The sequence below is a fragment of the Rhizobium aureum genome, from assembly GCF_030182495.1.
Classification (GTDB): domain Bacteria; phylum Pseudomonadota; class Alphaproteobacteria; order Rhizobiales; family Rhizobiaceae; genus Rhizobium; species Rhizobium tropici_C.
On sequence record NZ_JAQJCI010000007.1, the window covers coordinates 13,787 to 27,128 of the forward strand.

At 61.2% G+C, this 13,342-nt stretch carries 16 protein-coding genes; 8 read left to right on the forward strand and 8 right to left on the reverse strand.

Going from position 1 to position 13,342, the window contains the following annotated elements; genetic code table 11:
- Positions 1-112: 112 nt before the first annotated feature.
- From PH552_RS17815 to PH552_RS17830, 4 genes are all read left to right on the forward strand, one after another.
- Positions 113-1,774 carry a thiourocanate hydratase gene (locus PH552_RS17815; protein WP_183762403.1) on the forward strand — a complete coding sequence of 554 codons (1,662 nt, stop codon included), beginning with the start codon at positions 113-115 and terminating at the stop codon, positions 1,772-1,774.
- A 123-nt stretch (positions 1,775-1,897) separates the two neighbouring features.
- A complete protein-coding gene (locus tag PH552_RS17820; RefSeq protein WP_183762400.1) occupies positions 1,898-2,572 on the forward strand; it encodes a spermidine synthase in 675 nt (224 codons plus the stop codon).
- A 65-nt stretch (positions 2,573-2,637) separates the two neighbouring features.
- Complete coding sequence (vapB, locus tag PH552_RS17825) at positions 2,638-2,880, forward strand: type II toxin-antitoxin system antitoxin VapB (protein ID WP_112343619.1); 243 nt, start codon at positions 2,638-2,640, stop codon at positions 2,878-2,880.
- Complete coding sequence (locus PH552_RS17830) at positions 2,877-3,281, forward strand: type II toxin-antitoxin system VapC family toxin (protein WP_169644246.1); 405 nt, start codon at positions 2,877-2,879, stop codon at positions 3,279-3,281. The genes vapB and PH552_RS17830 overlap by 4 nt, the downstream gene beginning before the upstream one ends.
- On the opposite strand, the gene PH552_RS17835 is transcribed toward PH552_RS17830, so the two are convergent.
- The 5 genes from PH552_RS17835 to PH552_RS17855 all read right to left on the reverse strand — a co-directional run bounded on the left by PH552_RS17835 (position 3,278) and on the right by PH552_RS17855 (position 6,270).
- Positions 3,278-3,682: a GFA family protein gene (locus tag PH552_RS17835; protein ID WP_183762397.1), complete on the reverse strand. Its 405-nt coding sequence runs from the start codon at positions 3,680-3,682 to the stop codon at positions 3,278-3,280. The genes PH552_RS17830 and PH552_RS17835 overlap by 4 nt on opposite strands.
- Before the next feature lie 5 nt (positions 3,683-3,687).
- Complete coding sequence (locus tag PH552_RS17840; RefSeq protein ID WP_112343616.1) at positions 3,688-4,170, reverse strand: SRPBCC family protein; 483 nt, start codon at positions 4,168-4,170, stop codon at positions 3,688-3,690.
- Positions 4,154-4,495 carry an ArsR/SmtB family transcription factor gene (locus PH552_RS17845; protein WP_112343615.1) on the reverse strand — a complete coding sequence of 114 codons (342 nt, stop codon included), beginning with the start codon at positions 4,493-4,495 and terminating at the stop codon, positions 4,154-4,156. The genes PH552_RS17840 and PH552_RS17845 overlap by 17 nt, the downstream gene beginning before the upstream one ends.
- Before the next feature lie 90 nt (positions 4,496-4,585).
- On the reverse strand, positions 4,586-4,972 hold the full coding sequence (locus tag PH552_RS17850; RefSeq protein WP_183762394.1) for a VOC family protein: 387 nt from the start codon (positions 4,970-4,972) through the stop codon (positions 4,586-4,588).
- Between the two features lie 14 nt (positions 4,973-4,986).
- Positions 4,987-6,270 carry an MFS transporter gene (locus tag PH552_RS17855; RefSeq protein WP_183762743.1) on the reverse strand — a complete coding sequence of 428 codons (1,284 nt, stop codon included), beginning with the start codon at positions 6,268-6,270 and terminating at the stop codon, positions 4,987-4,989.
- A 98-nt stretch (positions 6,271-6,368) separates the two neighbouring features.
- Here PH552_RS17855 and PH552_RS17860 point away from each other — a divergent pair, with 98 nt between their 5' ends.
- Complete coding sequence (locus tag PH552_RS17860; RefSeq protein WP_183762391.1) at positions 6,369-7,244, forward strand: LysR family transcriptional regulator; 876 nt, start codon at positions 6,369-6,371, stop codon at positions 7,242-7,244.
- Here the strand turns inward: PH552_RS17860 and PH552_RS17865 are convergent, their stop codons facing one another.
- Entirely contained in the window at positions 7,245-8,150 is a 906-nt protein-coding gene (locus PH552_RS17865; protein ID WP_183762388.1) for a LysR family transcriptional regulator, read from the reverse strand.
- 119 nt (positions 8,151-8,269) lie between these two features.
- On the opposite strand from PH552_RS17865, the gene PH552_RS17870 reads away from it, so the two are divergent.
- Complete coding sequence (locus PH552_RS17870) at positions 8,270-9,034, forward strand: SDR family oxidoreductase (RefSeq protein ID WP_169644233.1); 765 nt, start codon at positions 8,270-8,272, stop codon at positions 9,032-9,034.
- A 151-nt stretch (positions 9,035-9,185) separates the two neighbouring features.
- Here the strand turns inward: PH552_RS17870 and PH552_RS17875 are convergent, their stop codons facing one another.
- Positions 9,186-9,632 (reverse strand): nuclear transport factor 2 family protein, encoded by a 447-nt coding sequence (locus PH552_RS17875; protein WP_183762740.1) that lies wholly within the window; start codon positions 9,630-9,632, stop codon positions 9,186-9,188.
- Between the two features lie 214 nt (positions 9,633-9,846).
- On the opposite strand from PH552_RS17875, the gene coaBC reads away from it, so the two are divergent.
- Entirely contained in the window at positions 9,847-11,058 is a 1,212-nt protein-coding gene (gene coaBC, locus PH552_RS17880) for a bifunctional phosphopantothenoylcysteine decarboxylase/phosphopantothenate--cysteine ligase CoaBC (RefSeq protein WP_183762384.1), read from the forward strand.
- Here coaBC and PH552_RS17885 read toward each other — a convergent pair.
- Positions 11,045-11,860, reverse strand: coding sequence for a class II glutamine amidotransferase (locus tag PH552_RS17885; RefSeq protein WP_183762381.1), 816 nt, complete (start codon positions 11,858-11,860; stop codon positions 11,045-11,047). The two genes, coaBC and PH552_RS17885, sit on opposite strands and share 14 nt — an antisense overlap.
- A gap of 663 nt (positions 11,861-12,523) precedes the next feature.
- Between PH552_RS17885 and otsB the strand changes: the two genes are divergently transcribed.
- Positions 12,524-13,318, forward strand: a complete 795-nt coding sequence (otsB, locus tag PH552_RS17890) for a trehalose-phosphatase (protein ID WP_183762378.1) — start codon at positions 12,524-12,526, stop codon at positions 13,316-13,318.
- Positions 13,319-13,342 lie beyond the last annotated feature (24 nt).

Sequence of the window (13,342 nt, forward strand, 5' to 3'; positions counted from 1 at the left end):
CTGCGCCTGCCGAAGGGCGGGCCACCAACCGGGGTCGAGCCACTCGTCTCGACCGTCCTTCGGACCCCCGCCGGGGAGAAGGGGAGACTATCAAACAAGAGGAAAAGCAATCATGCCGAAAGCCAATCCACGTCACCCGAAATTCCCCATTCCGGGCGGTCCGGAGCTGCGTGCCAGGGGTTGGCGGCAGGAGGCTCTGCTGCGCCTGCTCGAAAACGTGCTCTCGGTCGGCGAAGATCCCGACAATCTCGTCGTCTACGCCGCCCTCGGCAAGGCGGCCCGCAACTGGGCTGCGCACAAGGGCATCGTCAAGGCGCTCACCGAAATGGATGAGAACCAGACGCTGCTCATCCAGTCCGGCAAGCCGATCGGCCTCATTCGCACGCATGACAAGGCGCCGCTCGTCATCATGGCGAACTGCAATATCGTCGGGCAGTGGGCGAAGGCAGAAGTCTTCTACGAATTGCAGCGCAAGGGCCTGATCTGCTGGGGCGGCCTGACGGCCGGCGCCTGGCAATATATCGGCAGCCAGGGCGTGATCCAGGGCACCTATGAAATCTTCATGCGCATCGCCGAGCGCCGCTTCGGCGGCGATCTCTTCGGCCGTTTCGTACTCACAGCCGGTCTCGGCGGCATGGGCGGCGCGCAGCCGCTCGCCGGCCGCATGGCGGGGGCCGCTATCCTCTGCGTCGATATCGATGCGGAGCGCGCCAGGAAGCGTCAGGAGATCGGCTATCTGCAGGAAATCGCACCCGATCTCGATTCGGCGCTGGCGATGATCGATGCGGCCGTCAAGGAGAAGCGGGCGCTTTCCGTCGGCCTCGTCGGCAATGCGGCCGAGATCTATCCCGAGATTGCACGCCGCGGCATCGTGCCCGATATCGTCACCGATCAGACCTCGGCGCACGATCTCGTCTATGGCTATGTGCCGAAAGGCATGAACCTGCAGCAGGTTCGGGACTTGCGCGACGACGGTCAGGGCCAGCTCATGGCGGCAAGCCGCGCCTCGATCGTCGAGCATGTAAAGGCCATGCTGGATTTCCAGAAAAAGGGTTCCGAAGTCTTCGACAACGGCAACCTCATCCGCACGCAGGCGAAGGAAGGCGGCGTCGCCAATGCCTTCGATATTCCGATCTTTACCGAAGCCTATCTGCGGCCGCTCTTTTGCCGTGCCATCGGGCCTTTCCGCTGGATGGCTCTTTCCGGCGAGGAGAGCGATATCGCCCGCATCGACGATCTGCTGCTGGACATGTTCCCGGACAACAAGATTATCACCAACTGGATCAAGCTTGCCCGTCAGCACGTGCCTTTCGAAGGACTGCCGGCACGCATCGCGTGGCTCGGCCATGGCGAGCGGACAGCGCTTGCCCGCCGCGTCAATGAGCTCGTGGCGAGCGGCGAACTCAAAGGTCCGATCGCCTTCTCGCGCGACCATCTGGATGCCGGCGCCATGGCACACCCGAACATCATGACCGAGCGCATGAAGGACGGCTCCGACGCCATCGCCGACTGGCCGCTGATCGACGCCATGATGCTCTGCTCCTCGATGGCCGATCTCGTCGTCGTCCACTCCGGCGGCGGCGGCTATGCCGGCTATATGACGAGCTGCGGCGTCACCGTAGTTGCCGACGGCACGGCTGCCGCCGACGAACGGCTCGATCATGCACTGACCAACGACACCGCGCTAGGCGTCATGCGATACGCCGATGCCGGCTATGAGGAAGCGCTAGACGAAGTCGCGAAAAAGGATGTGCCCTATATCCGTTTGGGATAGGCGCGTCTGTTCTTAGCAGCTTCCAGAGACTATGGTCCCGGGCAATTCGAAACGACCTGTTTGCATGCAATTCCAGGAAAACCGCTACGCAGTTTTTCTGGAATTGCTTTGGAGAATTTGCCCGTGATCCCCTGGACCTTGCTCGATACTGCGAAAATCCCCGGCGGCGGCGAGCTGCGCCTGAAGCAGCGCGGCCAGGAATTTTCCATCATGCTTGGCACCAACGAGCTGATGAACAGTCGCCTGAGCGGCTCCGAGCGGGCGCTGGCCACGCTTTCCTGCGAGAAGATCAAGGGCCGGAAGGCGCCGCACGTCCTGATCGGCGGCCTCGGCATGGGCTTTACCTTGCGCGCGGCACTCGGCGAACTCGGTGCGGACGCCAAGATCACCGTTGCGGAGCTGGTTCCGGCTGTCGTGACGTGGGCACGCGGACCGATGGCAACGGTCTTCGACGGCTGTCTCGACGATCCGCGCGTCGCGATCCACGAAGGCGATGTGCGTCCGCTCATCCGTGCCAGAAAGACAGCTTACGACGCCATCCTGCTCGATGTCGACAACGGCCCGGATGGCATCACGTCGGAGGCCAATGACGGCCTTTACGACTATCAGGGCCTGAAGGCAGCGCGCGATGCGCTGCGCCCGGGAGGCGTGCTCGCGGTCTGGTCTTCAGGGCCTGACGAGCGCTTCACAAGGCGGTTGCGCGACAGTGGTTTTACCGCCGAGGTGGTCAACACGCGCGCCAATGGTAAGACTGGTGCACGCCATGTCATCTGGCTGGCGACAAAATCGGGATCATAACGCCTCGAATTGAAATAGCGCTCGAGATGCTATATATCAATGTCATATCTCAAGGGAGCCATGGCATGGACACCGCAAAGATCTTCTGGTCCGGCCGCTCGCAGGCCGTACGCTTGCCGAAGGAATTCCGGCTCGATGGCGAGGAAGTGCGCATCCGCCGGCAGGGAAAAGCAATCATTCTGGAGCCGATCGCCGAAGATTGGGATTGGCTGGAGTCTGTTACGGGGCCAGTTGATCAAGACTTCGTAGAAGCAACCGAGGAAGAGCCGGCTGAGCAGCAACGCCCCGAGCTGGATATCTTCAAGTGAAATATCTACTCGACAGCAATGCTGTCATCGCCCTGATGAAAGGACATTCCGGCTTCGTCAGCGAGCTTCGCAGACACAAGCCGCAGGATTTCGCCATTCCGGCCATCGTCGTACATGAGTTGTTTTATGGCGCCTACAAGGGTCAGCGCGTTTCCGACAATCTGGCACGTGTCGATGCCTTGCAATTCGAGACGCTGGATTTCGATAAGGAAGATGCCCGTGCGGCCGGCGAAATTCGCGCAGGCCTTGCTTCTCTCGGCACACCGATCGGTGCCTATGACGTTTTGATCGCGGGACAAGCCGTCGCCCGCGATCTGATCCTGATAACGCACAATGTCAGAGAGTTTGAACGCGTTCCCAATCTACGTTTCGAAGACTGGGAATCCTCGTCGAGCGGCTAAAGATAACGCGTTTCTTCCGGTGCACGATCGAAGCGGTCGTCGCGGCCATCGAAATAGCCGACGGGAAGCGAGGCGAGTTCCTCGTCGGTGGCATCGTCCAGGCAGCTGATGCTGATCGCATAGAACTTGCCGCCAAGTGCCGGGTTTTCACCCCAGTTGAAGGAACTGATGCCGCAATTTTTGCAGAAGAGGTGATGCAGGATGCGCGGGCCGAACTGATATTCGCCGATGCTCTCCTCGCCCGAGGTCAGGCGGAAATCGGCGGGTGTGGCGACAGCCAGCCAATTGCGCTTCTTCTTGCAGATCGAGCAGTTGCACTTGAAGGTGCCGCCCTGCAGGTCGAGATCGGCTTCGTAAGCGACGGCGCCGCAATGGCAGCTTCCGTGATAAGTCTTCTTCATCACTCTCATCCTTCCCTTGAGGTGGCTTCTGCGTAAGCGACATATTTGTCGAGCGCCTGTTCCCAGCCGCCGGTTTGCAGCTTCAGCTCGGTGTCGTCGGGTAGCTCAACCTTGCGGAAGACGAGGTACGTCTTCTCGCCACGCTCGTGAAATTCGACGGTCACCTGCATCGGATGTTCGGGCCTCCCCTCCTGGTTTTCCCAGGCGAAGGTGAAGACGAGGCGCTCGGGTGGGACGATCTCCAGATAGCGGCCATGGCTCCAATATTCCTTGCCCTCCGGTGTCAGAATGCAGTGCCGCCAGGCACCGCCTTCCCGCAAATCGACAGAGACGGATGGCGCGGTCATGTTCTGGGGCGCCCACCAGCGCACCATATGCTCCGGCTCCGTCCAGAGACGAAACAGCAGAGCGCGCGGCGCGGCGATTTCGCGGGTCAGCACGATCTCGCGCGGTGAGCGTATGCTGCCGCCCTCAGTTGCTGGGGTCATTCTTTTCTCCCTTTTGCAATAGTGCCGCATAGGCTTCCAGGCGATCGAGATTGTCGCTCCAGAATAGCCGGTAGCTCTCCAGCCAGTCGTCCACCTGCCGGAGCGGCTTGGGCTCCAGCCGGCAGGGGCGCCACTGCGCCTCCCTGCCCTTCGAAATCAGGCCGGCTTTCTCCAGCACCTTCAAATGCTTGGAGACGGCGACCAGCGACATGTCGAAGGGTTCGGCCAGCTCGGAGACGGATGCCTCGCCGGCCGCCAGCCGCGCCAGGATTGCCCGGCGGGTCGGATCGGCAAGGGCCGAGAGGGTCATGCTCAATACATCCATAGGACTTATTAAACCAAAAAGTTAATTAACTTACTGGTTTACTACAGGCTGCAACGAGCTGTGTCAAGAAGCGCCGACCGCCGCGCAATCTCAGGAAATGATATTGGACACTTCGATCAGGTTCTGGTCCGGATCGCGGAAATAGACCGAGAGAATGGGGCCGGTCGCGCCGGTTCGGCGCACCGGGCCTTCCTCAATCGCAACGCCTTCAGCTTGCAAGTGAGCGATGACATCACCCAGAGGCGTTGTGCTGATGAAGCAAAGATCGGCCGAGCCCGGTGTCGGCCGTTCGGCCTTGGGCTCGAATTCATGTCCGGCGCGATGCAGATTGATCTTCTGGTTACCGAAGGTCAGGGCCTTGCGGCCCTCTGCGAAGGTTTCTATGCCCATGCCGAGAACCCGGGTGTAGAAATCGCAGCTCTCCTCAATGCTCGCGACCGTCAGCACCAGATGATCGAGATGGTCGATGCGGATCATGGCGGCCTCCTGACTCAACCACGCGCCAGCCTGGCAACGGCAAAAGCGCTGACGAGACAGAGTGCCAGCATGACGAGGATAAAGGCAACCACGGCATTCCAACCATCGGCAAGCCAGAAATAGCCGCCGACCGAGCCCGCTATGCTGGAGCCGAGATAATAGGCGAGCAGGTAGAGCGAGGAGGCGTGCCCCTTGAAGCCATGGGCGAGCCGCCCCACCAGCGCGCTGGCAACGGAATGCGTCATGAAGAAACCGATCGTCACCAGAACGATGCCGAGAATGATCAGTGGCAAGGAGCTGGAAAGCGTCACCGCCGCCCCGAGCGCGGCGATCAGCACGCCCACCGGCAGCACGACGAAATGGCCGATGCGATCGCCGAGCAGACCAGCCGCCCAGGAGGCGCCGATGCCGAAGAGATAGGCGGTGAAGATCAGGCCCAATTCGGTCTGACTGAGATCATAGGGGTCAGCGACCAAACGAAAGCCGGCATAGTTATAGACTGTGACGAAGGAGCCCATGACGAGAAAACCGATGGCAAAGAGCAGCGGCAGCGCCGCATTGCCGAAGTGACCGCTCCAAGCCTTCAGGTGGAAGGCCACATCAAAGCCCTTGCGCGGGGTGAAATTGCGCGACGGCGGCAGGAGATAGAGGAAGCCGATAGCAGCGATCAGGCCGAGAATGCCGACCGTTGCCAGCGCCGGCCGCCAACTCAGATATTCGGCGATCGTACCGGTCACCACGCGCCCGGCCATGCCGCCAAAGGCATTGCCGGCGATGTAGAGGCCCATGGCGCCGCCGAGGCCGCGCGGTTCGATTTCCTCAGCCAGATAGGTCATGGCGACAGCCGGCACGCCGCCCAGCAGAAAGCCCTCGAGCGCACGAACGACGAGCAGCATATGCCAGCTCGGCGACACCGCACAGACGATCGTACAGATGGCCGCGCCGAGCAGCGAGATGAACATCAGGCTGCGGCGGCCGAGGCTTTCGGAAACAGCGGCAGCGCCGAAGATCGCGAAGGCCAGGAAGCCTGTGGAAAGCGAGAGCGATAACGAGCTTGCTGCCGGCGTGACGCCGAAATCTTCGGCGAAGATCGGCATCAGCGGCTGGACGCAATAGAGCAGCGAGAAAGTGGCGAAACCGGAGAGAAACAGCCCAATGGTCGCGCGGCGGAAGGCAGGCGTGCCGCGCGTCAGAAACTGGCGGGTCTCGGTTGGCGGCTCGTTCCTGACGAGCGTCAATTCGGGGCGGGAAGGAACTTCGGACGCAGTGGTTTGCTGCTGACTTACGGCGCGAAACATCGGTGGCACCTGACCTTTCTTGCCCTGGAATCTAGCCAGACCCACTCCATTAGTCCAATATATGGAACAGGCGATCTTAATAGCTTTTGGAGATAGCGATGGAGCTGCGTCATATCCGCTATTTTCTAGCGCTGGCGGAAGCGGGAAACTTCACCCGTGCGGCGGCCAGTCTCGGCATCGGCCAGCCACCGCTCAGCCAGCAGATCCGGGACCTGGAAAACGAGGTGGGCGCCCAACTGTTCCACCGCGTACCGCATGGCGCAGAACTGACGGCGGCGGGCGAGGCCTTTCTCGCGGAAGCGAAAATGGCGGTCGATGCGGCGGAAAAGGCGAAGCTTGCCGCCCAGCGCGCCAATCGCGGCGAGATCGGCCGCCTGTCGCTCGGCTTCACCGCCTCTTCCGCCTTCAACACAATCGTCACATCGACCATTCGCGAGTTTCGGCGGCACTGGCCGGAAGTGCTGATATCGCTCACAGAGATGAATACCAATGCGCTGATGGAGCGGCTGATGCGCGGTGAGATCGACGCGGCCTTCATTCGGCCAGGCCTTGAAGACCCCAGAGACGTACGCCTGAAACGCTTTGCCGACGAACCGATGCTGATCGCGCTGCCGGCCCATCATCCGCTGGCGAAAAAGGAACGCGTGCCGATTGCGGCGCTCGCGGGCGAGCCCTTCATTCTCTTCCCGCGCATGGTGGGGCTCAGCCTCTATGACGATATCGTCGCCGCTTGCCGCGAAGCCGGCTTCGACCTCGTGGTGACGCAGGAAGCGCCGCAGATCCCATCTGTCGTCAATCTCGTCGCCGCAAACTTGGGCGTTTCCATCGTTCCGGCTTCGATCGCACAGATCAAGCTCGACGGCGTCGCCTATCGGCAAATCGATGGGCCGCCCGTCGTGGCGCGGCTCGGCCTTGCCAGCCTTAAGGCGCAGCGATCGCCCGTCATCGCCAACCTCATGAGCCTGATTGCGTAATTATTTGTTCCGCTCCCAATAGGGTGGATCGCCGAACGCTTTTTTCAGATGATCGGCGAGGGCTCGAAGCTTGGCCGAGGGATTGCGGCCTTCCGGATGGGCCATGAAGATGAATTCCGGTTCCGGGCGGTAGCCGACATCGATCTCGACGAGGCGCCCCTCCCGCACCGAAGGCCCGGCAATGAAGGCCGGCAGCAGGGCAATGCCGAGCCCGGCAATCGCTGCATCGTGGAGGACATCGCCATTGTTGACGCCCAGTGCCAGCTTCGCACGGATGACCACAGCGCCCTCTGGTCGCTCGAAACGCCAGTCCGCGACGCCGCGATTCGTGTAGAAAATCCCGCGGTGATCCCCAAGATCGGGGAGCGAAGCGGGCTTGCCGTGACGGCTCAGATAATCCGGCGAGGCCACGAGAAGGCGGCGGCTGCGGGCGAGCTTCCATGCGACGAGGCGCGAGTCGGCGATCAGGCCATGGCGTATGATCGCATCATAGCCATCCGAAGCGGCATCGACCCGACGATCATCGAGATCGAGCGTCAGCTCGATCTCCGTATGATCGGCGAGAAACGGATAGAGGGCCGGCCCCAGATGCAGGCGGCCGAAGGTGACGGGTGCGGCGATGCGCAGCGGTCCCATCAGCGTGCCGCGCCGTTCGGCAAGATCGGCCGCCGCCTCACGAACCTCCTGCGCGATGCGCGTCGCGCGCTGCAGAAAAGCGGTGCCGTCCTCCGTTAGGGTCAGCTTGCGGGTCGTGCGGTGAAGCAGGGTTGCCCCCAATGCTTTCTCCATTTCCGACAGGCGCTCGCTGACCACGGATTTCGACAGGCGCAGGCGCCGCGCCGCCTCGCTGATCGAGCCGGCCTCGGCTACAGTCACGAACGTCACGATCCCGTCGATCTTCAGCATCGTTCGGAAACTCCGAATTCGAATTCCTCTTTTTAAAGACTAATCCGAACGATCGGAAAAGGCCATCTTCCTCGTATCGGACAAACCGAAAGACACATTCTCACACAGGAGATGGAACAATGAACCGCTTGAATGGAAAAGTCGCAATCGTCACCGGCGCCAGTTCCGGTATCGGCCGCGTCACCGCGAAGCTCTTCGCCGCCGAAGGTGCCAAGGTTGTCGTCGGCGCTCGCCGCGCGGCAGAGCTGGAAAGCCTTGCCGCCGAGATCAAGGCAGCCGGCGGTGAAGCAGCCGTATTGGCCGGCGATGTACGCTCGGAAGACTATCACAAAGCTCTGGTCGCCCTTGCAGTCGAGCGTTACGGCAAGCTTGATATTGCCTTCAACAATGCCGGCACAATCGGCGAGGCCGGCCCCAGCACCGAAGTTTCGGAGGCAGGCTTTTCCGAAGCGCTGGCGATCAACCTCACTGCGTCCTTCCTGGCCGCCAAGCACCAGATCGGCGAAATGATCAAGCACGGCGGTGGCTCCGTGATTTTCACATCGACCTTTGTCGGCCATACCGTCAGCTTCCCGGGCGTCGCCGCCTATGCCGCCAGCAAATCCGGCCTGATCGGCCTGACGCAAACGCTGGCTGCGGAATTCGGCCCGCAGAATGTGCGCGTCAATGCCGTACTGCCGGGTGCGGTCGATACCGATATGTATCGCGACATGAACGATACGGCCGAAAAGCAGGCTTTCATAACCAATCTGCATGCGCTGAAGCGCGTCGCCGGCCCCGAAGAGATCGCTCGCTCGGTTCTCTATCTTGCCTCCGATGACGCAAGCTTCGTCAGCGGCACCGCTTCGCTGGTGGACGGTGGCCTTTCGATCACACGTACCTGACGGCGCCTTTTCTCGGCGCGATTATCGTCGCCCACATCGGCGATGATCGGAACGCGGACATGATCCCGCAACATATGAAATGGTTGCGGGATCATGTTGCTTGAATGCTTTGAATGAGCCGTGGATTCTATATCCCTTGCGACCCCTCCGCTCAGAACATCGTATTGTCGTTCTTCGAGGTCTCGGGGATCGGCTGCACCGAATCCCAATGTTCCTGGATCTTGTTGTCCTCGACGCGGAAGATATCGACGATGGCGCTGCCGCGATCGCCCGGCTGGCGAATGGCGTGGACGCGCAGGATCACATAATCGCCATCGACCATCACGCGCTTGATCTCGCTCTTCGACTGCGGATAATTTTTCTTCAGGTAATCCAGGAAACCGCGCAGGCCTTCGGGGCCATCGGCTGCAAGAGGATTATGCTGGATGTACTTGCCGAGATATTTGGAAGCCGCGTCGAAATCCTTGTCGTTCAGCGCCTTCTGGTAGAAATCCAGAACGATTTCCTTGTTCTTCTGCTCCTGTGGCGAATAGGCACGCTCGGCAAAGGCCGGCACGGCGGCAGCCATGACTGGCAGGGCGATGACAGCGACTTTCATCAGTTTCAAGACGTTACTCCTTCGATCGTTAATGCGTTCAGTGTTGTTCGGGACGGAAGGCACTCGCAAATGACAAGGACGTGAGACCCACGTGATTACACGCTGAAAATGGAGGCGAGCGTGGCCCACAACCATCATATGGCAATGCCCCGATTGCCTATGACACGCCAAAGGCTTAGGCTTGTGAACAAAAGAACAGGCGACGGGTTCAGGCATGGTTCTCGCAGGAAAGCGCATCCTCCTCATCATCTCCGGCGGTATCGCGGCCTATAAAAGCCTCGATCTCATCCGCCGGCTGCGCGAGCGCGGCGCAAGCGTGCGGCCCGTTATGACATCGGGCGCACAGGAGTTCATCACGTCGCTTGCCGTCGGCGCGCTTGCCGCCGACCATGTCTTCACCGATCTGTTTTCGCGGCAGGATGAGCAGGATGTCGGCCATATAAGGCTGGCGCGCGACTGCGACTTCGTGCTGATCGCGCCCGCGACTGCCGATCTGCTCGCCAAGATGGCAAACGGGCTGGCCGATGATCTCGCCTCGACCATATTGCTCGCCACGGACAGACCAGTCCTCGCAGCCCCCGCCATGAACCCCAAGATGTGGGCCCATCCCGCGACTAGGCGCAACGTCGAAACTCTACGCAGCGACGGCATCGCCTTCATCGGCCCTATGACCGGCGAAATGGCCGAGAGCGGCGAAAGCGGCGCTGGCCGGATGGCGGAACCGCTCGATATCGTCGCAGCCGTCGAGCGTCGGCTGGACGACGGCGCCAAGCCGCTAGCCGGCAAGAAGGCGGTCGTCACTTCGGGACCGACACATGAGCCGATCGACCCGGTCCGCTACATCGCCAACCGCTCGTCGGGACGGCAGGGACATGCGATCGCCGCGGCGCTTGCTGCGCTCGGCGCCGATGTCACGCTCGTCTCCGGCCCGGTCACCATACCCGATCCGGTCGGCCTCAACGTCATCCATGTCGAGCGGGCGGATGAGATGCGCGACGCGGTGCTTGCGGCCCTTCCGGCTGATATCGCCGTGATGGTGGCGGCGGTCGCGGACTGGCGCGTCGCTTCCGCATCGGACCAGAAGATCAAGAAACATCCGGGCGAATCGATCCCAACGCTGGCGCTCACCGAAAATCCCGACATATTGAAAACGGTCGGCCACCATACGCAGCGGCCGAAACTCGTCATCGGCTTTGCCGCCGAAACCCAGGATGTCGAGAGCAATGCCCGCGCGAAGCTCGAACGCAAAGGCGCCGACTTTATCGTCGCCAACGACGTCTCGCCAGCAACCGGCATCATGGGGGGTACACGAAACCGCGTGAAGATTGTCAGTCACGGCGGCGTCGAGCAGTGGCCCGATCTCGACAAGGATGAAGTGGCGGTGCGGCTGGCGGCGCTGATATCGGAACAGTTCAAGCAGGGATAGCAGCCGGTGTCCGGATCTCTCCGACGGCATGCTCTTCCGGCTGGAAGGGCGTGACATGGACGCCCGTGTCGTCGATCAGAACGGCGCTGCCATCGGGGATCTCGCGCCAGGCATCGACATCGTCGTTCAGCGGCTCCGATACGAGGCAGTAGCCTGACCCGACAGGCGAGGCATACAGCGTCGGCGCCTTGCGGTCTGTCGCATAGCGGATGGCGTAGAGCGACTTGCCGTCGGAGAAGGCCGCCGTGAAGCGCACCAGCACCGAGCCCGTGAGATGCAGCGACAAGCCCTCGACGAAACCAATGGTCTGAGCGATCGCCGCCGTCGGGTTCGTCGTAAGACCGAACTGCATCGCCAACAGGAACAGGAGTTCGGAATCGGTTGTGCCGCTGCGGGCATGGAACAGCCGGTCGTCGAGCATGGCTTCCATCGGCCGGCGCAGGCGGTCGAAATTGGAAATCTGGCCATTGTGCTGGAAGGACCAGTTCTCGAAGACGAAGGGATGGCAATTGTCGCGCCGTGTGCCGCCGCCGGTGGCCGCGCGGACATGGGCGAGGAAGAGCGGCGAACGGATCTGCCGCGCCAGGCTCTTCAGATTGCAATCGGACCAGGCCGGCAGGATATCGCGGTAACGGCCAGGCTCCGGTCGGTCGCCATACCAGGCGATGCCGAAGCCGTCACCGTTGGTCGCCGTCTTGGCGCGCGTGGCGCAATGGGATTGTTCGATCAGGGAGTGGGCGGGCGAAGACACCAGCTCCTCCAGATAGAGGGGGTCTCCACGATAGGCTGCCCAGCGACACATGTGTCTTAATACTCCGATTCCCGCCTGTGTTCCTGTCTCGCGGGAGAATGGCAAATCCAGAGCGTGATGCCGAAATGTGTAGGCGGTTTTCGGACGACATCACGCTCTACTTCTTCGATTCTAGAGCGGATTCAGATTTTAGGTCGAGCCGACCTAAAATCATCCGGCTCTAGGACGATTGTTTATGCGGAATGGATAATAAAGTCTTAATTTTCCATGCCGCGCGGTGCAAGATGACAGATATTTGACGCTTCGTCCGTTCACGTTTCGCATCGCAACATTTTCTTTGTGAAGGCCGCTGCGGCAGGGCTCTTGCCCGACATGCGGCGGGCAACACATTTCACTGCGACAATAAGTGTGAAGCTCTTCAAGACCGTGCCTCTTGCATCAGGTCAAATTTGAGCTACGTTTAGCTTGTCTGAAACGTAACGAAAGGAAGGTGATCCAATGTCTAGTGAGATTTCGGTCTTTGTATACGGCATGGAAATGGTTGTGAACGTTGCGAGGCAGCCCTCGCTCTGACCAGCACCTTCCCGAAGCGTTCGTCGCTTCAGGCCAGTTACGGGCCAAAGCTCATGGGGGGTCGCTTAAGGCGGCCCCTTTTGATTTTGAGCTGCTATTTTTTGTCTTGCCAAATGGGAAGAGCGCCTTAGCTAACCCAGCATGTCTTCTCAGGAACGGCCCGAACAGGGTGAAGCCAAACCGAGGCCGCTGAATGAGCCGGCCCTTACCGCACTCTCATTGTATCCGCAGGACTGGGCCTTGTTCCTCGATATCGACGGAACCCTGCTCGATCTCGCCGAAAGGCCGGAGGCGATCGTCGTGCCCGACTATCTGCCCGGCACGCTGCATGCGCTTTCCCGCCAGCTCGGCGGCGCGCTCGCCCTGGTGACGGGCCGCGCCATCGAATTCGTCGATCCCCTTTTCGCGCCCTTCCGCTTTCCTGTCGCCGGCCTGCATGGCGCGGAGCGGCGTGATGCGGCCGGGCGGCTGCGGCGAGCGCATATTCCGCCAGCCTTCCAAGCAATGAAGCAGACCATCTCCTACGAGGCCCAAGCCTGGCCCGGCGCCATCGTCGAGGACAAGGGGGCCGCGGTTGCGGTTCACTTCCGGCATGCACCCGCATACGAGGCCGAAATCGGCGAGGTCATGCAACGCCATCTGGAGGAAGCCGGTTCCGACTGGAACCTGCAGCGCGGCAAGATGGTGATCGAAATCTGCCCCGCGCATGCCAGCAAGGGATACGCCGTCGAGGCGTTTCTTGCCGAAACGCCCTTCGAAGGGCGCCGCCCGGTTGCGATCGGCGACGACGTGACCGACGAGACGATGTTTGCCGCCGCCAACCGTCTCGGCGGCCAATCCGTGCGCATCGGCGATGCCAACGGAAAAACGCTTGCGCGTGCATCCATTGGCTCGCCTGCGCGTTTAAGGGACGTGCTGGGAACGCTCGTCAAGTAATCAGTCGATCACGTCGACACCGAT